This is a genomic window from Vibrio sp. STUT-A16 (assembly GCF_026000495.1).
GTDB classification, from domain to species: Bacteria; Pseudomonadota; Gammaproteobacteria; order Enterobacterales; family Vibrionaceae; genus Vibrio; species Vibrio diabolicus.
On the sequence record NZ_AP026765.1, the window covers coordinates 517,752 to 537,419 of the forward strand.

Genomic DNA, 19,668 nt, shown 5'->3' on the forward strand with positions numbered 1-19,668 from the left:
TTTAACCAAGATCGCCGAAACGAACTTGTAAGGCTGTAATTGCTGTCAGAGCCGCTGTTTCGGTGCGCAGAACGCGAGGGCCGAGTAGCGTTTCTTCAAATTGATATTCTCGAGTCATCTCGATCTCTTCAGACGATAAACCGCCTTCAGGGCCGATCAGTAGGCGCACTTTTTCAACCGGTGTTGGTAGTGTGTTGATTGAGTAGTTAGCACGAGGATGAAGATTGAGCTTTAAGCCATCGTACTCTTCTTTACACCACTCTTCCAAGCTCATAATTGGACGAATTTCTGGAACGACATTGCGTCCACACTGCTCACAGGCACTGATGGCGATTTTTTGCCATTGCGCGAGTTTTTTCTCAAAGCGCTTTTGGTCAAGCTTGACGCCACAACGTTCGGAAATCAGAGGTGTGATGGTATTGACGCCAAGTTCCACTGACTTTTGGATAGTGAACTCCATCTTATCGCCACGTGAAATAACTTGACCAAGGTGCAGGTCTAAAGGGGATTCAATACTGTTTTCTACACGCTCAGTAATGTTAACCAAAACCGTCTTTTTGCTGACTTCACTGATAACCGCTGGGAATTCTGCGCCGCTGCCGTCAAATAGGAGAACGTCTTGGCCTTCTTTCATGCGCAGAACACGGCCAATATGGCCTGCTGCATCGTCACTTAAAGCAAGTGAGCCAAGTTGATGAATGGTTTCTGGATGATAAATTCGAGGGATACGCATGAGATTTCCAGCAAGAGAATAAACTTAAACCCTAACATGGATGCTTTAAACCGAAAAAACAAGGGGCAAGAAGCGTTTCAATATCAGTTATTGAAACGCTTCAAGGTAGAGGAGCACTAGAGTGCGCGACAGGCTTTTTGAACAAATGGGTTATGATTGCCTTGTACTTTGGCAATGCGCTCGTCACGCTCACATTCCCATTTATCGACTGGGTAGGTTTTGTTCCAAGCACTCATCAACTGCGTTTGCTGTTTTGATAATTTAAAGCCGTACTCTTTGCTCATGTATAGGTAGGTACGAGCAATCGAACCTCGAGCACGGTCTGGTGGCATGACTTTACGCTGCTTAAAGTTCACTTGCATCTCACAGCGACCATAACTCACGCCATCGATACCGTTCCATTGGCTAAAGTTGTAGTTCGAACGGTCACCGTTTACTTCACCAATAGCAGGAGTTAGGTTGTGCAAGTCTGCTTCCATCAAACGAAAAGTTTTGTCTTTTTTCTTACAGTTTTTACGTCCGCCATCTTGCCAGCATTGACGCTGGTGGCCAAATTGCCACGCAGGAACAACGTGCTCCCATTCGATTCGTGCAGCCCGTTTTTCTTGTTTACGGACTTGGTAACCGCAAGAGGCTAAATCGGGTAAGCCTTTCTTGCCTTGCCATTGAATGTTACAGCCACAGTAGAAGCTTGTTGGGTGGTCTTGATAAATTTTGACCGCCTCACGTTTGGCTGCAGAGAATGAGCTCGGTGGCGCGGCAATCGCAGTGCTAGAAAGCGCGATAAGCAACAGAGAGAGTAAGTATTTCATGATAAAAGTCTTTATAAAGTATGACTTTATTCATGATAACACGCATAAAATAGCTTTAGTGATGAGTAAGTTAACAATAAGTGGCGAAGGGAAGGTTTTGATCAACTCGATCTTTATTTTGGGAACGCAAGTAACACTATGAGGTAAGGGCTACGATAATTGAATGCCGGTGAAGTTAAGTGGTTGGCGGCATTTTTGACAAGAGTACGTCGCCTCTTTGCGCAGCACTTTATTATGACGGCGAATCGATAGAGGGTAGGTCATACAACCACAACGATACTCAAAGGTTTTACCTTGAACGGATTTTACTTCAAAGCTGTGAGTGGTTTTGGCCGGCACTCTAAATACGGCTTCCATGACACCTTGCCATTCTTTGCCGTGAGGCCTAACTCGTCCGTAAACCTGATAAGTAATCAGGTGTGCCACCTCGTGAGGAATGACTTCATCTAAGAATGCTTGGGTGTTTTCGCGAAATAAAACGGGATTCAGGCGCACTTGATTCAATTGAAGGTAGGCTTTTCCTGCCGCTTTCCCGCGGACGTTGAAGGTGATTGTTGGAATAGGGAAAGAACGTTTGAAAGCTTGCTCTGCCATCGCGATGCAGTCCGCCATCACTTGCTTGGCTTTATAGCTTAGTTCTATATCCACAATTCACCTCGATAAATCAAATAAAAAAGCCCCCGCATTTGCGAGGGCCAGATCATAGCATCAGTTAATTACGGAGTGTGTTTTTTCTTGATGGTGGCATGGTAAGCATGCCATGTACCGTAGCCTAGAATTGGCATGGTAAACAACATTCCGATCCCGTAGGTCGCAAAGCCGATAAGAATACCGCCGCAGATGATCGCTGCCCAAACAATCATCGCTGGAATGTTGGATTTCACCGCATTAAAGCTGGTAAATACAGCGGTCATCATGTCTACGCGACGCTCCATCATAAGCGGAATAGAAAAGGCTGAAATGCTAAACACCACACAAGCCAAAACAAAGCCAACTAGAGAGCCGATGACAAGGAAGGGTAGAAACTCACTTAAAGGTGCCCCTTGAACAGAAGGGTAGAGCGCATGAAGTAGAGCGGCAATGCGCATCCAAAATATCATACACACTGCGAGTAACACGGCGAATGCCCATTGAGATGTTGAGTTACGACCGATCGCTTTCATTGAATGGAACAAGCTTGCTTTGTGTCCGCGCTCTCTCTCCCAACTGGCATCATACAAGCCGAGCGCGAGAAACGGACCAATTAACATATAAACAATCAAACTGGGCATGACGACCAAGTGTGTGCCTTGCCATTGTACGAGCAAAACAATACCTATCGCAGCCGCCATAAAACAGATGCCATAGAAAGCACTGATGAGGGGCATTCGCACGAAATCATGCAGACCTAATGCGAGCCAATGAAAAGGTGCAGAAAGATTGACCGTATTGCACGGTATGGTTCTGGCGTATTCGTTATCTGGCACTTCCTTTCGCTTGTTGTGGAAGTCCGATGGATTAACAGTTCGAGGCATAACTCCTCCTTGATTTATTCCCACATTATCCGCTTATACCAACTGACAGCGGTTTTTGTTCAGTCAAACTTGAAGCGACTTTTTCAAGCTTACTTCTGAGCATTGGCTTAGTTTGGTATCGGCCATAAAGATGCCTGACTCGTGTCTTTCGTAAGTGTTGTTGCCACAGTCGCCAGCATCCGACGTCTCTATTTAAATTGGAATTAACAATATTTTAACTATTGGCGGAGATGGGATAATTTACAAATAATTGCTTAAAATTTATTCGGTATAAAAATGAGGGAAAAACACGACTACTTCGTGAGGCTGGGCGGTATGAGCTGAAATGGCTGGATAAAAGTTGCTGAAAATAAAAAGCCCCCGCCATAGGCGAGGGCTTGATTGATTCTTGCTTGGCTTGATTATTTGATGCCAGCGAAATCGCGTAGAAGTGCAGCTTTGTCTGTCGCTTCCCACGGGAATTCTTCACGACCGAAGTGACCGTAAGCCGCTGTCTTCTTGTAGATAGGTTGAAGAAGGTTAAGCATTTCTTGTAGACCGTATGGACGTAGGTCGAAGAATTGACGAACCGCTTCAATGATGATGTCGTGAGATACTTTCTCAGTACCGAACGTTTCCACCATGATAGACGTTGGATCCGCAACACCGATTGCGTAAGAAAGTTGGATCTCACAACGGTCAGCCATGCCAGCCGCTACGATGTTTTTCGCTACGTAACGTGCTGCGTATGCTGCACTACGGTCAACTTTCGATGGATCTTTACCAGAGAAAGCACCGCCACCGTGACGAGCTGCGCCGCCGTAAGTATCTACGATGATCTTACGACCTGTTAGACCACAGTCACCCATAGGACCACCGATTACAAAGCGACCAGTTGGGTTGATGAAGAAGTTTGTTTCTTTGTTGATCCACTCAGAAGGTAGCACTGGCTTAATGATCTCTTCCATTACCGCTTCACGCAGGTCTGAAGTTGAGATTGAATCACAGTGTTGAGTTGAAAGAACAACCGCGTCGATACCAACGATGTTACCTTGATCGTATTGGAATGTTACCTGAGATTTTGCATCAGGGCGCAACCAAGGTAGTGTGCCGTTTTTACGAACTTCTGCTTGCTTTTGAACAAGACGGTGAGAGTAAGTAATTGGCGCTGGCATTAGTACTTCAGTTTCGTTACAAGCGTAACCAAACATGATGCCTTGGTCGCCTGCACCTTGTTCTTTAGGGTCAGCTTTATCAACGCCTTGGTTGATATCTGGCGACTGTTTACCGATTGTGTTTAGTACCGCACAAGAATCTGCGTCAAAGCCCATATCTGAATGTACGTAGCCGATTTCACGAACGGTTTCACGAGTTAACTCTTCGATGTCTACCCATGCTGAAGTCGTGATTTCACCACCCACCATTACCATACCGGTTTTAACGTAAGTCTCACATGCAACACGAGCCTTTGGATCTTGCTCTAGAATCGCGTCAAGAACCGCATCAGAAATCTGGTCTGCAATTTTATCTGGATGACCTTCTGATACTGACTCAGAAGTAAACAGGTGCTTAGCCATGTTAGCTCCACTATATCTGGTTTAAAACTGGGGAATGATAAACTCTCCAGCGCAAATTAATACTAATTTTTGTAGGTGTATCTACATCTAGACGTCTATTCTAAATTTGATTGCTCGAATTACAAGCTCTTTTTTGGTTTTTGTTATAACCAAACGTTTGCCTGATCTATTGATAATTTTAAGAACTTCGAACGATTTGGCGCGAAAGGTGCAATATTTGTGAGGTTTTGGACTGGAAAACGTTTGCACACCCAACAGGGCTTTGAGAGAATTATGACCTACTTTTCGTTTCGCTTAATGTACTCAGGAGCAGACATGTCGTCTCGTAAACATCTTGCCAATGCAATTCGTGCTCTAAGCATGGATGGTGTTCAACAAGCTAACTCAGGCCACCCAGGCGCACCAATGGGTATGGCTGATATCGCTGAAGTTCTTTGGCGCTCTCACCTAAACCACAACCCATCAAACCCAGAGTGGGCCGACCGCGACCGCTTCGTGCTGTCAAACGGTCACGGCTCAATGCTTATTTACTCTCTACTGCACTTAAGCGGTTATGAGCTATCTATTGACGATCTGAAAAACTTCCGTCAATTGCACTCAAAAACCCCAGGTCACCCAGAGTACGGCTACGCGCCTGGTATCGAGACAACAACGGGTCCTCTTGGCCAAGGCATCACTAATGCTGTTGGTATGGCTATCGCAGAGAAAGCACTAGCGGCACAGTTCAACAAAGAAGGTCACGACATCGTTGACCACTTTACGTATGTGTTCATGGGTGACGGCTGTCTAATGGAAGGCATCTCGCACGAAGCATGCTCTCTAGCAGGTACGCTAGGTCTAGGCAAACTGATCGCGTTTTGGGATGACAACGGTATCTCTATCGACGGTCACGTTGAAGGTTGGTTCTCTGACGATACACCTAAGCGTTTCGAAGCTTACGGCTGGCACGTAATCCCAGCGGTAGATGGTCACGATCCTGAAGCAATCAACGCAGCGATTGAAGCGGCTAAAGCGGATCCTCGCCCGACTCTAATCTGTACTAAAACAATTATCGGTTTCGGTTCTCCTAACAAGTCTGGCTCACACGACTGTCACGGTGCACCATTAGGTCACGATGAGATTCAAGCGGCTCGCGAATACCTAGGTTGGGAGTACGGTCCATTTGAAATCCCTGCAGATGTTTACGCTGAGTGGGACGCAAAAGAAGCAGGTGTAGCGAAAGAAGCGGCTTGGAATGAAAAGTTCGAAGCATACGCAGCAGCTTACCCTGCAGAAGCAGCAGAGCTTAAACGTCGTCTAAACGGCGAACTTCCAGCAGAATGGGAAGAAAAAGCGAACCAAATCATTGCTGATCTTCAAGCAAACCCAGCGAATATTGCATCACGTAAAGCATCGCAAAATGCACTAGAAGCGTTTGGTCAAATGCTTCCTGAATTCATGGGCGGCTCTGCTGACCTAGCGCCTTCTAACCTGACCATGTGGTCTGGTTCTAAGTCTCTAGAAACGGATGACTTCTCTGGCAACTACATCCACTACGGTGTACGTGAATTCGGTATGACCGCTATCATCAACGGTATTGCATTGCACGGTGGTTTCGTTCCTTACGGTGCGACATTCCTAATGTTCATGGAATACGCGCGTAACGCAATGCGTATGGCTGCGCTGATGAAAATTCAGAACATCCAAGTGTACACGCACGATTCTATCGGTCTTGGCGAAGATGGCCCAACTCACCAACCTGTTGAGCAAATGGCATCTCTACGCGTAACGCCAAACATGAGCACATGGCGTCCGTGTGACCAGGTTGAGTCTGCCGTAGCATGGAAACTAGCGATTGAACGTAAAGATGCACCAACAGCACTTATCTTCTCTCGTCAAAACTTAGCGCAACAAGATCGTACAGCTGAGCAAGTAGCGAACATCGCGAAAGGTGCATACATCCTGAAAGATTGCGAAGGCAAGCCAGAGCTAATCCTTATCGCAACAGGTTCTGAAGTTGAGCTAGCAGTAGAAGCTGCGACTCAACTAACGGCAGAAGGTAAGAAAGTACGCGTTGTTTCAATGCCATCAACGGATGCATTCGACAAACAAGACGCCGCTTACCGTGAAGCAGTATTGCCATCAGACGTAACAGCACGCATCGCTATCGAAGCGGGCATCGCAGACTTCTGGTACAAGTACGTTGGTTTCGATGGTCGCATCATCGGCATGACGACATTTGGTGAATCTGCACCTGCTGGTCAGCTATTCGAGATGTTTGGCTTCACGACTGAAAACGTAGTGAACACAGCAAAAGAATTGCTAGCGTAACTGCTAGATTGTCTCAATAGTCGAACGTAAAGGACGACTGTTAGATGCTAAAGTTGGAAAGGCCATCATTGCGATGGCCTTTTTTGTTTTTGTCAGGTTTTCCAACCTTGTGGAATGCTTTGGTGAATACAGTCTAAAAGTACGGATAAGCGCAGTGGTGGTCTTCCTGCAGGCGTATAGCAGTTAATGGAGATGGGCTCTGAAAGCCAACCTTCTAAGCAAGGTGTGATTCGACCCGGATGATGTTTCTCGTAGCCGCTTGCTGTCCAAGTTGGCAACAGTCCAATACCATGACCATTCGCGATGCTGTCGATCTGCATTGCGATGTTGTCGCTGTATAAGCGACTCACAAATGGCTCTAAAAAGAACTCACCGTGTTGAGGGTGTGAGAGCATCAATCCATTTTCTTGTACCGAGCCAAAATCGATCCACGGATGCGCTTCAAGCTCTTTGGGGTGCAGGATCGAACCGTGCTTATCAAGATAAGCTGGAGAGGCAAAGGGCGTGTAACGAAATGAGCCTAATACCTCTTTGCGCCAATCGAGATCTTTACGCTCACCGAGCCAGATGAACAAATCTGGGTCATGGTGCGCTTCAGAAAAGTCACTGGTAAGTTGAACCCTAACGTCAGGATTATCGGCAAGAAAGCCGTTGAGCACACCTCCTAGCCAACTTCTAACTAATGCTGTGTGACAAACAATATGCAGCGGCCCTGAAACTTGGTTTGTTAAACCTTGAAGTGCGTCATAACTCTCTTCACTTAGCTCAAGAATCTGGCGACTGTAGTGGGCAAAAATTTCTCCCGCCCTTGTCAGAACTAATCGGTTACCTTGTCTTGCGGTGAGAGCCTGACCGAAATCTTCTTCTAATTGTGCTAAGCGACGACTCAGCGTTGATTTAGGCTGGTTAAGGGCCTTGGCAGCGGCGGTCAAACTCTTATGCTGATTGAGCGCATCAAAGGCTCGAATTGATGCTAAGTCGTGCATATTTCATTTACTCCTTACTGCGTTATGCACGGGTTCCATAAATGGGAAGAACCGTTCCATAACTCTCACTATGCATCTCATTCTATTTGTGAATAATTCACTTTCGAAAATAATAATCATTATCAATTATGGAGATGTAGATGTCTACTCTTAGACTGCCAGTTATTACTGCAACTGGTATTTTAGCCTTCGTCAGTGTTCCTCATGTGTTTGCCAATGATGCGGTTTCTAAAATGGAAACAGTGGTTGTAACTGCATCAAGTTATGAGCAATCTCAAGCGGACGCGCCTGCAAGTATTAGTGTGATTTCGCGTGAGGAGTTGGACTCTCGTTATTACCGCGATGTGACTGATGCACTAAAAAGCGTGCCTGGTGTCGTCGTAACAGGTGGTGGTGACACTACCGATATCAGTATCCGTGGTATGGGTTCTAAATACACTTTGATACTGGTCGATGGTAAACGTCAAAGCACACGTGAAACTCGCCCAAATAGTGACGGCCCTGGTATCGAACAAGGTTGGTTGCCTCCTCTTCAAGCGATTGAGCGAATTGAAGTTATCCGTGGTCCAATGTCGACGCTTTATGGCTCTGATGCGATTGGTGGTGTAATTAACGTGATCACGCGAAAAGACGCGATGGAGTGGACAGGTAATGTTCAGCTAGGCACGGTTCTGCAAGAAAACAGTCGTTCGGGCGGAGAGCAGAGCGCGAATTTCTTCGTCAATGGGCCGCTAGCCGAAAATCTATCTCTCCAAGTATACGGTCAGTATACCGCAAGAGAAGAAGACGATATTGAATACGGCTATGAAGATAAAGATATGCAAAGTATCTCTTCAAAACTGACCTACCAGATTAATGACCGCCATTCTGTGCAACTAGAGGGTGGCACATCGGCACAAAGTCGTCGCGGTAACGTTGGCCTTTCCGTACCAACGACGGGGTGCCGAAGAGGTTGTGAGGATTCACTCAACGAATATCGTCGTAATTATGTAACGCTAAGTCACAATGGCGACTGGGACTCGGTTGGCATCTCAGATACTTACTTACAACGTGAAGAGAGCGAGAACAAATCTCGCGAGATGACGATCACCAACACCACGTTCAAATCGAGCTTAGTGACTGGTATTGGAAACCATACGCTGACAACCGGTGTGGATGCTACTCACGCCGAGCTTGAAGATTTTACTTCCAATAAAGCGTCATCGAAGACCGAAACATCGAATACGCAGTGGGCTGTTTTCATTGAAGATGAGTGGAGAATCGCCGATCCGTTTAGCGTTACGCTTGGTGGTCGTCTAGATCATGACGAAAACTATGGTGCGCACTTTAGTCCGCGTGTCTATGGTGTATGGCGAGTTGACCCATCTTGGACTGTGAAAGGTGGCGTGGCAACAGGTTTCCGTTCTCCGCAATTACGTGAAATTACTCCTGGTTGGGCGCAAGTCAGTGGCGGCGGTAATATCTACGGTAACCCAGACCTTGACCCTGAAACGTCGCTAAACAAAGAAATCAGTGTCTTGTATCAAGGTGACTCTGGTTTAGATGTCTCTTTGACTGCGTTCCATAATGAGTTCAAAGACAAGATCACACGTGTTGTTTGTCCAGATACCATCTGTACAGATGGACCAAACCAATGGGGGGCAGATCCAACGTACCGCATTAACGTGGACGAAGCGGTCACACAAGGTATTGAAGCGACCTTAGCATCGCCATTAACGGAAACCATTTACCTCAGCTCGAGCTACACATTTACCGACTCAGAGCAAAAAACAGGTGAATACAAAGGCATGCCGCTGCAACAGTTACCAAAGCATCTGTTTAATGTGGATGTAACTTGGCAAACAACAACAGATCTAGAAAGCTGGGCTAAAGTCACTTACCGAGGTAAAGAAATGGATCCGGTTACTGGCCCATCAAGAAACAGTATTGTAGAGCCTGCTTATACCTTTGTGGACGCTGGTGTGACATACCAGTTAACCGATAATACTCGTATTAAAGGCGCGATCTATAACTTGCTGGATGAGGAAATCAGTTACGAAGAATACGGATATGTCGAAGATGGTCGTCGCTACTGGTTAGGTTTAGACGTCGCATTTTAATTATTGTTGTAATAAGGCCGAGCATTGTCTCGGCCTTTTTTAATCCTGCTTTACTATGATTCAACAGGTGCGTTTTTCAGCCTGATCAGGTAGTATCTGTGACACGAAATTTTTGGTAGGGCGAAGGATAAATGCTAAAGGTTGCGATCAATGGATTTGGACGTATAGGTCGTAATGTTCTGCGAGCCGTATATGAAAGCGGAAAACATCAGCAGATCAAGGTTGTGGCGGTTAACGAATTAGCGCAGCCAGAAGCGATGGCGCACCTACTGCAATATGACACTAGTCATGGTCGCTTCGGTAAAAAAATCTCCCACGACCAAGAACACTTGCATGTTCATCATGACAGCGGCGAATATGACTCTATTCGCATTCTTCACCTCTCTGAACTCGAACTACTTCCTTGGCGCGATTTAGAAGTCGATATTGTCTTGGATTGCACTGGCGTGTTTGGTTCACAAGCCGATGGGCAAGCGCATATAGAAGCTGGCGCGAAGAAAGTGCTGTTTTCACACCCGGGCGCAAACGACATAGATAATACGATTATCTATGGTGTGAACCACGGAACTCTGAAAGACGAACACCGTGTTGTCTCCAATGGCTCTTGCACCACCAACTGTATCGTTCCCATCATTAAAGTGTTAGACGAAGCCTTCGGTATTGAGTCCGGTACCATAACCACGATTCACTCTTCCATGAACGATCAGCAAGTAATCGATGCGTACCATAACGATCTACGCCGTACCCGCGCAGCGAGCCAATCTATTATTCCGGTTGACACCAAGTTGCATAAGGGGATTGAAAGAATCTTCCCGAAATTTTCCAACAAATTCGAAGCAATTTCTGTTCGTGTCCCAACCGTTAACGTCACCGCAATGGATTTAAGTGTCACAATTAATACAAATGTGAAAGTTAATGACGTAAATCAAACCATTGTTAACGCATCTCAGTGTACATTACGTAACATTGTTGACTATACTGAATCGCCACTCGTTTCCATCGACTTTAACCACGACCCCCATAGTGCGATTGTGGATGGAAGCCAGACTAGAGTGAGTAACGGGCAACTCGTAAAAATGCTCGTTTGGTGCGACAACGAATGGGGCTTTGCTAACCGGATGCTGGATACTGCCTTAGCAATGCAAGCTTCTTCGCAAGTGGAGCAGTAATGACGAAGAAGTGATGGAGAATTTTTATTTCAAGCCTTGAAATAAATCCATGATATCTCCATATCATCTATAACCAGTTTGAAGAATTAACAGGCTTGGCAGGGTTGCCGAGTTTTCAAAAACTTTAATTATCAATATTTGAGAGGACACATCATGTCTGTAATCAAGATGACTGACCTGGATCTTGCAGGTAAACGTGTATTTATCCGTGCTGACCTAAACGTGCCAGTAAAAGACGGTAAAGTAACTTCAGATGCACGTATCATCGCATCTCTTCCAACTATTAAGCACTGCCTAGAAGCAGGCGCTAAAGTAATGGTTACGTCTCACCTAGGTCGCCCAACTGAAGGTGAATACGCTGAAGAGTTCTCTCTACAACCAGTTGTTAACTACCTAAACGACGCACTAGATTGTGAAGTTAAGCTAGCAAAAGACTACCTAGATGGCCTAGAGCTAAACGCTGGTGAACTTGTTGTTCTAGAAAACGTTCGCTTTAACAAAGGCGAAAAGAAAAACGACGAAGAGCTATCTAAGAAATACGCAGCACTATGTGACGTATTCGTAATGGATGCATTCGGTACGGCTCACCGCGCTCAAGCGTCAACTCATGGTGTTGGTATGCACGCACCTATCGCTTGTGCTGGCCCTCTTCTAGCAAACGAACTTGAAGCGCTAGGTAAAGCAATGGACAACCCAGCTCGCCCAATGGTTGCTATCGTAGGTGGTTCAAAAGTTTCTACTAAGCTAACTGTACTTGAGTCTCTATCTAAAATCGCTGACCAACTAGTTGTTGGTGGTGGTATTGCTAACACATTCATCGCAGCTGCTGGCCACAACGTTGGTAAGTCTCTATACGAAGCGGATCTAGTAGACACTGCTAAGAAGCTAATGGATGAGTGTGCAATTCCAGTAGCAACTGATGTTGCATGTGCGAAAGCATTCGACGAAAACGCAGAAGCAGAAATTAAGCACGTTTCTGAAGTACAAGACGACGACATGATCTTCGACCTTGGCCCAGATTCAACAGCTGAACTAGCAGAAATCCTTAAGAACGCGAAGACTATCCTATGGAACGGTCCAGTAGGCGTATTCGAATTCAAGAACTTCGAAGCAGGTACTAAAGGTATCTCAGAAGCTATCGCAGCATCTGAAGGCTTCTCTGTTGCAGGTGGTGGTGACACGCTAGCAGCTATCGACAAGTTCGGTATCAAAGCTGACGTTTCTTACATCTCTACAGGTGGCGGCGCTTTCCTTGAGTTCGTAGAAGGTAAAGTTCTTCCAGCAGTAGAAATGCTAGAAGCACGCGCTAAGTAATTAAAGCAAAGCGGGGGAGTGATTCTCCCGCTTTCTTGTTTGCTGCAACGTGTGAGGAACTCTGCTAGAATAGCCTCAGTTGTGAGCAAACGTTTGCAAGATTTTCAACTTAACAAGTTTTGTTTAAAAACGACAGATAAATAGGATTACATCCATGTCTAAGATCTTCGACTTCGTAAAACCAGGTGTTATCTCTGGCGATGACGTTCAGAAAGTATTTGAAGTTGCAAAAGAAAACAGCTTTGCACTTCCAGCAGTAAACTGTGTGGGTACTGACTCTGTAAACGCAGTACTTGAAGCAGCTGCAAAAGTTAAAGCTCCAGTTATCGTTCAGTTCTCTAACGGTGGCGCTGCTTTCTTTGCTGGTAAAGGTCTAAAACTTGAAGGTCAAGAAGCTCAAATCCTAGGTGCTGTTGCTGGTGCGAAATACGTTCACGCTGTAGCTGAAGCTTACGGTGTTCCAGTAATCCTACACACTGACCACGCAGCTAAGAAACTACTTCCTTGGATCGACGGTCTACTAGACGCTGGTGAAGAGTACTTCGCGCAAACTGGTAAGCCACTATTCTCTTCTCACATGATCGACCTTTCTGAAGAGTCTCTAGAAGAGAACATCGAAATTTCTGCTAAGTACCTAGAGCGCATGGCTAAAATGAACATGACTCTAGAAATCGAACTAGGTTGTACTGGTGGTGAAGAAGACGGCGTTGACAACTCTGATATGGATGCGTCTGAGCTATACACTTCTCCAGAAGACGTTGCATACGCATACGAGAAACTAAGCGCAATCAGCCACCGTTTCACTATCGCAGCATCTTTCGGTAACGTACACGGCGTGTACAAGCCAGGTAACGTTGTTCTAACTCCAACTATCCTACGTGATTCTCAAGCGCACGTTTCTGAGAAATTCGGTCTTCCAGCGAACTCTCTAAACTTCGTATTCCACGGTGGTTCAGGTTCTTCTCTAGAAGAAATCCGTGAGTCTATCGGTTACGGTGTTATCAAAATGAACATCGATACTGATACACAGTGGGCAACTTGGGATGGTATCCGTAAGTTCGAAGCTGAAAACCACGATTACCTACAAGGTCAAATCGGTAACCCAACTGGTGAAGATGCACCAAACAAGAAGTACTACGATCCACGCGTATGGCTACGTGCTGGTCAAGCTTCAATGGTAGCTCGTCTAGAGCAAGCATTTGCTGACCTAAACGCAGTTGACGTACTATAATCGTTACTGATTAAGTTACTTAAAAACCCGCTTTTTGAGCGGGTTTTTTTATGTCTATCATTTTGCCCCTATATTTCTTTCCCTGTTTTCCTATTGATATCTTTATGCGTCAGGTTGTATTTTCTGGTGGGATGTTCCCCCTTTAACGTTTTTAAATAAAAGCATAGGAATATCAGTCATAGGAGTGGCGAAATAAGAGTGCATTGCGTAACCTGTAACAAGCCAATATCAGAAAACTCTGATAAAGTCTTGTTTTGCATATCTTTGCGAAACTCTGACTTTGAAAAAAGTCAAAGTTGGGATATTGTGCCAAAAATCTGACACTGTTCAGTGGGGCAATAGGGATGTTGTTTTAGAAAAGAGCCTTTAAAAAACAAGGTTCATAAATTAACGGCAATTGGATTTATATATCTTTATTTTTGAGGATAAGAATTATGGCAGGTGAATCGGTGGGTATCGATACCACTTTAACGGATGGTCTAACTCAGGCTGAAACTTGGCTGACAAACAACTCAGATCTACTGGTTCAGTACGGTGTGAACATTATCTCTGCGCTGCTTATTCTGTTTATCGGTAATATTATCGTTAAAGCAGTCGCTGGTAGTGTTTCTAAAGTACTAGAAAAGAAAAACATGGATAAGGCTGTCGTTGAATTTATTCACGGTCTTGTTCGTTACTTGCTATTTGTAATCGTACTTATCGCCGCTCTTGGTCGATTAGGCGTTCAAACCGCTTCAGTTGTGGCTGTAATCGGTGCGGCAGGTCTTGCTGTTGGTCTTGCGCTACAAGGTTCACTATCAAACTTTGCAGCTGGTGTACTCATTGTTGCGTTCCGTCCATTCAAATCTGGCGACTACGTAGAAATTGGCGGTGTAGCGGGTAGTGTTGAAGCAATTCAAATCTTCCAAACTGTTCTAAAAACACCAGACAACAAGATGGTTGTTGTGCCTAACTCGTCAGTAATCGGTGGTGCAATTACTAACTACTCTCGTCATGCAACGCGACGTGTCGACTTAGTGATTGGTGTGTCATACAAAGCGGATCTTAAACTAACGAAGAAAGTAATTCGCGAGACGCTAGAAAAAGATCCGCGTATCTTGAAAGATCCTGATATCACAATAGGCGTACTTACGTTGGCAGACTCTTCAGTAAACTTTGTGGTTCGCCCCTGGGTGAAAACTGCAGATTACTGGGGCGTATACTTTGATGCAATGCAAGGTATTAAAGAAGCATTGGATGAAAATGGTATCGAGATTCCATTCCCACAAATGGATGTTCATCTGAACAAAATCGACGCTTAATACAAGCGGCAGATATTCGAAAGCGAGGCCAATTGGCCTCGCTTTTTTATATCTCATAAAGGATGTGATTACCGGCAAGCAATAGACGTTTTAGATGTTTACCTGCAAAGCCAAAGGTGAATTCAGGCAATCCTGGCGTGTAGAGCAACTCTTCGTGTTGATACAGGGTTGTATCAACAATGAGCGTGACATATTCAGGTAAGCCAATCGGACATACCGCTCCAGGCAAACAACCTAACACTTCGACCATTTCATCGTCGTCACAAATTGAGGGGCGTTTACCTGTGACGGCTTTTATTTGTTTGGCATCGAGGCGAGAGTCTTTTTCTGTTAGATAAATTGCGTAGCCTTGTCCTTTAAGTTTTAAGAAGAGGCTTTTGGTGTGCGTGCCTGTCCATCCAAGCTCGGACGCAACTCTTATATCCGTGTCAAAGTCTAAGATGGCTTCATGCTGCCATTCCCTAAAAGGAATAGAGAGCGCGTTGAGTCGCTCTCTATTGATATCATAGATACGCTTTAGTGACTCCATGTCTATGTTGTCCTGTTGATTACCAGTACTTTTCAATAAGTTCGCTAGCTAAAATATACGCTATCGTGAACATCATTACTGCGACCGCGATGTCGATGCCTTTTTTCACTCTTGGCTTTGATAGGGTAGGGCCTAGTTTTGCGGCTCCTATCGACAAGGTATAGAACCAAACAAAGGAAGCCATCATCGTACCTAGTGCAAAAGCAATTCGGTCATGGCCTTCAAACTGCCCACCAATAGAGCCCAGAATAACGACTGTATCTAAGTACAAATGTGGGTTAAGTACAGTGACGGCTAACGCGCCTAATATGACCGTTCGACGACCACGAGCGACGACTTCACCTTTTGATTCTGACTCACTGTCTGACTTAAACGCGCTCTTAAGTGACAGTAATCCATAAAAGCTCAGGAAGGCAATACCACCAAGCGTCACCGATGTTAGTAAGATTTCGTTTTGAGACAGAATCGCACCACCACCAAAGATACCTAGAGAAATGAAGATCATATCTAGGATGCTACAAATAGTGGCAGTCGTCAGGTGATGATTGCGCTTTATGCCTTGATTTAAGACATACGCATTTTGTGCGCCGATCGGAATGATCATTGATGCCCCTAAACCAAACCCTTGCAATAGAACCCACAAGCTCACACTTCACCTCACTTCAAAATAACCAATAAATTCTCAGAAGAGTGAAAGATAAAGAGTTTATCTAAATAAGTATAATTAATGATTTTAATATTATATTAGCTAGGCTAATTTAAGGGTTGATGTTTTATCAGGAGAGGAAGAGCAGGATGAGAGGGTTGGACTATAAATGGATTGAGGCATTAGATGCCGTGGTTTATCAGGGGAGCTTTGAGCGTGCAGCTGAGCATTTATTTGTCTCGCAATCAGCGATTTCTCAACGTATTAAACAATTAGAGAAGTTTCTCGCACAACCCGTTTTAGTTCGTAGTCAACCACCCAAGCCAACGCCGATTGGTAAAAAGTTATTAGGCCTTTATCGTCGAGTGCGCTTACTCGAGCATGAAATTCTGCCCGAACTCAAGAATGATACCAGTACTCGACCTGTACAACTCTCTTTGGCGACCAATGCTGATAGCCTTGCTACTTGGCTACTGCCTGCACTGCAAGATGTCATGAAGCAGCGTCAAGTTGAACTCAAACTCACTATCTATGGTGAATCTCGTTCCATCGAAAAGCTAAAAAGTGGCGAAGTGACGGGGGCGATCAGCTTAGAATCCCAGCCGATACCTGGCTGTAGAGCGGATTACTTGGGACGTGTTGATTACGTTTGTGTCGCGAGCCCGGAGTTTTATCAGCGTTACTTTGCTCAAGGCGTTAATAACCAGACTTTGGCCAAGGCGCCGGCCGTTTCGTATGATCAATATGATGACCTACATAAAACCTTTCTTACCGAGCATTTCAATGTCAGCCCTGATAGCGTCATTCACCATAACATCAGCAGCTCTGAAGCGTTTCTAAAAGTGGCGTTAGCTGGTGTAGCCTATTGCTTAATCCCTCGTTTGCAAATTACCGACGAGCTAGAGCGTGGCGCGTTGGTTGATGTTACTCCCGGTTTTTTAATGTCCCATCGGATTTATTGGCATCATTGGCAACTGGAAACGGGGGTTCTACAAGAAATCTCACACGCGATAGTCGGGTATGCTCAGCGACACTTACCTCAATAAGTTCATTGTCGCAGCGATGGGTTCATTGCCGATAGAGTGTTTCGTTGAAAAATTACGCCAATGTTACATAGTCAAAGTTGTGTTAGAAGTCATTCTGAGTGCTTGGATAATCGACAGAAGTTTCTATTATGAAACCATACACTTTCTCAGTAGTGATAGTTTTGTCTGAATCTTGAGCCTTTCTGCTGAGAGTAAGTACTTTATTTTTGTATGGATGGATTTATTGAATGAGACTGTATTCATTTTTGCTGGCTTCTGCACTCAGCCTTACTAGTGCTTCAGTGTTGGCGAACTCGCCTGAATTTGCTCACGTAACGACGACAGGTTATGGTGAAGTTATTGCTACACCAGATATGGCGACGTTTTCTGTGAAAGTGGTAGACACGACAATGACTGCTGAACAGGCCAAGCAGTCAGTTGACAAAACCGTTGAGCAATTTCTGAAAAATCTGTCCGATGCTGGCTTATCAAAAGACAATGTTACCAGCTCGAATTTATACCTTGCGCCTCAATACCACTACCCTAAATCTGGTAAAGCAGAGCTCGTTGGTTATCGCGCTTCTCGTAGCATTGATGTGACGGTTACGGATATAAAAAACCTAAACCAGTACCTAGATATGGCGTTAGAAGCAGGGATTAATCAGGTTGATAATATTCAACTTAAGGTAAGCAACCAGGCTGAGTATCAGCAAAAGGCACGCATGGCGGCTATCCAAGATGCGCGAGAAAAAGCAGCGTCACTGGCTACTGGCTTTGAGAAAAAATTGGGTGATGTCTGGCAGATCAATTACAGACAGATGCACGTTCAGCCAGTTCTAATGCGCTCGATGGCGATGGACAGTAAAGAAGGGGCAAACAGCTACCAGGATTCTACCATGATTATTCGCGATCAAGTTGACGTGGTTTACAAGCTGAAGTAATACTGGGTGCAAAAAGAAAAGGCAGGGTATTCCCTGCCTTTGTTATTTCTGCTTCACAAATTAGTGAAGGATACGAGCACGGATAGTGCCTTCAATACTTTTCAGTTTCGCTAGCGCTTCTTCTGAGCGCTCGGTTTCAACATCGATCACTACGTAGCCGATTTCAGCGGCTGTTTGTAGGTACTGTGCGGCAATGTTAATGCCGTCTTCCGCGAAGATGGTGTTGATCTGAGTAAGAATACCAGGACGGTTTTTATGGATGTGAAGCAAGCGAGAGCATTCACCACCGTGCTCTGGCAGTGACACCTCTGGGAAGTTTACGCTTGAAAGCGTAGAGCCGTTGTCAGAGTACTTCGCCAGTTTTCCTGCGACCTCAACACCGATGTTCTCTTGTGCTTCTTGCGTTGAACCACCAACGTGTGGAGTGAGAATGACATTATCGAACTTCTGCAAAGGAGATTCGAACGGGTCGGCATTCGTTTTCGGTTCCGTTGGGAATACATCAATCGCAGCGCCCGCAATATGACCTGCTTCTAAACTATGGCAAAGCGCTGGAATATCCACGACAGTGCCGCGTGCTGCATTAATAAAGATTGAGCCTGGCTTCATGCGAGCAAACTCAGCTTCACCCATCATATTTTTTGTTTCTGGCGTTTCAGGAACGTGCAGAGAAATTACGTCACACTTGTTTAGTAGTTCACTCATGGTATGTACTTGCGTCGCATTACCAAGGGACAGCTTGTTTTCGATGTCGTAGTAGTAAACGCGCATACCTAAGTTTTCGGCAATAATACCTAGCTGCGTACCAATGTGGCCGTATCCGATAATGCCAAGACGTTTGCCACGTGCTTCGTAAGAGTTGTCAGCACTTTTCTTCCAAATACCGCGATGTGCAAGCGCATTCTTTTCAGGAATGCCACGCAGAAGTAGTAGGATTTGACCAAGTACCAGCTCAGCCACACTGCGTGTGTTAGAGAACGGTGCATTAAACACAGGAATGCCGCGTTTTGCTGCTGCGTCTAGGTTTACTTGGTTAGTACCGATACAAAAACAGCCAATTGCAACCAGTTTATTCGCCGCATTGATTACCTCTTCGGATAGGTTCGTACGGGAGCGAATACCGATGAAGTGCACGTCTTTAACCGCTTCAATCAATTCTTCTTCCGGAAGGGAACCTTTATGGTACTCAATGTTGGTATAACCAGCTGCTTGAAGAACTTCAACTGAAGAAGGGTGGAGTCCCTCTAACAAGAGGATCTTAATCTTTTCTTTTTCCAGTGAAACTTTGGCCATTTTTTCTCGTCCTTAAAATGGAAAGGTGGGCTAATGTGGCGCACATTGGGCAAAACTATTAAAAAGGGGATAATTGATAGTTTTGTAGGAGGACAAACGTTTCCTTGTGCGTCTTCTTTTCAATAAAGTAACAAAAAAAAATTGCTTTGGGTAAGAAAATTACGGAATAAGAGATAATTTTCTTAGAGAAAGGAATAAAAAACGGTGCC

17 protein-coding genes are annotated in these 19,668 nt (G+C 45.1%); 8 read left to right on the forward strand and 9 right to left on the reverse strand.

Annotation, left to right across the window (positions count from 1 at the left end):
* Nucleotide 1: 1 nt before the first annotated feature.
* The 5 genes from rsmE to metK form a co-directional block, all read right to left on the reverse strand.
* Entirely contained in the window at nt 2–733 is a 732-nt protein-coding gene (rsmE, locus tag OO778_RS02495; RefSeq protein ID WP_005393970.1) for a 16S rRNA (uracil(1498)-N(3))-methyltransferase, read from the reverse strand.
* Nucleotides 734–849: 116 nt separating this feature from the next.
* On the reverse strand, nt 850–1,545 hold the full coding sequence (gene endA, locus OO778_RS02500; RefSeq protein ID WP_264910654.1) for a deoxyribonuclease I: 696 nt from the start codon (nt 1,543–1,545) through the stop codon (nt 850–852).
* A gap of 150 nt (nt 1,546–1,695) precedes the next feature.
* A complete protein-coding gene (locus OO778_RS02505) occupies nt 1,696–2,193 on the reverse strand; it encodes a SprT family zinc-dependent metalloprotease (RefSeq protein ID WP_264910655.1) in 498 nt (165 codons plus the stop codon).
* A 68-nt stretch (nt 2,194–2,261) separates the two neighbouring features.
* Nucleotides 2,262–3,059 carry a DUF2189 domain-containing protein gene (locus tag OO778_RS02510; protein ID WP_005381026.1) on the reverse strand — a complete coding sequence of 266 codons (798 nt, stop codon included), beginning with the start codon at nt 3,057–3,059 and terminating at the stop codon, nt 2,262–2,264.
* A gap of 401 nt (nt 3,060–3,460) precedes the next feature.
* On the reverse strand, nt 3,461–4,615 hold the full coding sequence (gene metK, locus OO778_RS02515; RefSeq protein ID WP_005381027.1) for a methionine adenosyltransferase: 1,155 nt from the start codon (nt 4,613–4,615) through the stop codon (nt 3,461–3,463).
* A 315-nt stretch (nt 4,616–4,930) separates the two neighbouring features.
* Between metK and tkt the strand changes: the two genes are divergently transcribed.
* Nucleotides 4,931–6,925, forward strand: coding sequence for a transketolase (tkt, locus tag OO778_RS02520; protein ID WP_264910656.1), 1,995 nt, complete (start codon nt 4,931–4,933; stop codon nt 6,923–6,925).
* 92 nt (nt 6,926–7,017) lie between these two features.
* Here the strand turns inward: tkt and OO778_RS02525 are convergent, their stop codons facing one another.
* Nucleotides 7,018–7,911 carry a LysR family transcriptional regulator gene (locus OO778_RS02525; RefSeq protein ID WP_047008830.1) on the reverse strand — a complete coding sequence of 298 codons (894 nt, stop codon included), beginning with the start codon at nt 7,909–7,911 and terminating at the stop codon, nt 7,018–7,020.
* Between the two features lie 140 nt (nt 7,912–8,051).
* Here OO778_RS02525 and OO778_RS02530 point away from each other — a divergent pair, with 140 nt between their 5' ends.
* The 5 genes from OO778_RS02530 to mscS all read left to right on the forward strand — a co-directional run bounded on the left by OO778_RS02530 (nt 8,052) and on the right by mscS (nt 15,025).
* Nucleotides 8,052–10,010 (forward strand): ligand-gated channel protein, encoded by a 1,959-nt coding sequence (locus OO778_RS02530; protein WP_005393952.1) that lies wholly within the window; start codon nt 8,052–8,054, stop codon nt 10,008–10,010.
* A 131-nt stretch (nt 10,011–10,141) separates the two neighbouring features.
* The gene (gene epd, locus OO778_RS02535) at nt 10,142–11,179 is read left to right on the forward strand and encodes an erythrose-4-phosphate dehydrogenase (RefSeq protein WP_104970964.1); all 1,038 of its coding nucleotides are present in this window, start codon (nt 10,142–10,144) and stop codon (nt 11,177–11,179) included.
* Nucleotides 11,180–11,332: 153 nt separating this feature from the next.
* Entirely contained in the window at nt 11,333–12,493 is a 1,161-nt protein-coding gene (locus OO778_RS02540) for a phosphoglycerate kinase (RefSeq protein ID WP_005393948.1), read from the forward strand.
* A gap of 154 nt (nt 12,494–12,647) precedes the next feature.
* A complete protein-coding gene (gene fbaA, locus OO778_RS02545; protein ID WP_005393947.1) occupies nt 12,648–13,724 on the forward strand; it encodes a class II fructose-bisphosphate aldolase in 1,077 nt (358 codons plus the stop codon).
* Between the two features lie 434 nt (nt 13,725–14,158).
* A complete protein-coding gene (gene mscS, locus OO778_RS02550; RefSeq protein WP_005393946.1) occupies nt 14,159–15,025 on the forward strand; it encodes a small-conductance mechanosensitive channel MscS in 867 nt (288 codons plus the stop codon).
* 46 nt (nt 15,026–15,071) lie between these two features.
* On the opposite strand, the gene OO778_RS02555 is transcribed toward mscS, so the two are convergent.
* Nucleotides 15,072–15,554 (reverse strand): YbaK/EbsC family protein, encoded by a 483-nt coding sequence (locus tag OO778_RS02555; protein WP_046875105.1) that lies wholly within the window; start codon nt 15,552–15,554, stop codon nt 15,072–15,074.
* A 19-nt stretch (nt 15,555–15,573) separates the two neighbouring features.
* Nucleotides 15,574–16,203 carry a LysE/ArgO family amino acid transporter gene (locus OO778_RS02560; protein ID WP_012841398.1) on the reverse strand — a complete coding sequence of 210 codons (630 nt, stop codon included), beginning with the start codon at nt 16,201–16,203 and terminating at the stop codon, nt 15,574–15,576.
* Between the two features lie 146 nt (nt 16,204–16,349).
* On the opposite strand from OO778_RS02560, the gene OO778_RS02565 reads away from it, so the two are divergent.
* Nucleotides 16,350–17,246 carry a LysR family transcriptional regulator ArgP gene (locus OO778_RS02565; protein WP_046875104.1) on the forward strand — a complete coding sequence of 299 codons (897 nt, stop codon included), beginning with the start codon at nt 16,350–16,352 and terminating at the stop codon, nt 17,244–17,246.
* A 227-nt stretch (nt 17,247–17,473) separates the two neighbouring features.
* Nucleotides 17,474–18,166: an oxidative stress defense protein gene (locus OO778_RS02570; RefSeq protein WP_264910657.1), complete on the forward strand. Its 693-nt coding sequence runs from the start codon at nt 17,474–17,476 to the stop codon at nt 18,164–18,166.
* A gap of 60 nt (nt 18,167–18,226) precedes the next feature.
* Here the strand turns inward: OO778_RS02570 and serA are convergent, their stop codons facing one another.
* On the reverse strand, nt 18,227–19,459 hold the full coding sequence (gene serA / locus OO778_RS02575) for a phosphoglycerate dehydrogenase (RefSeq protein ID WP_005393937.1): 1,233 nt from the start codon (nt 19,457–19,459) through the stop codon (nt 18,227–18,229).
* Between the last annotated feature and the right edge of the window lie 209 nt (nt 19,460–19,668).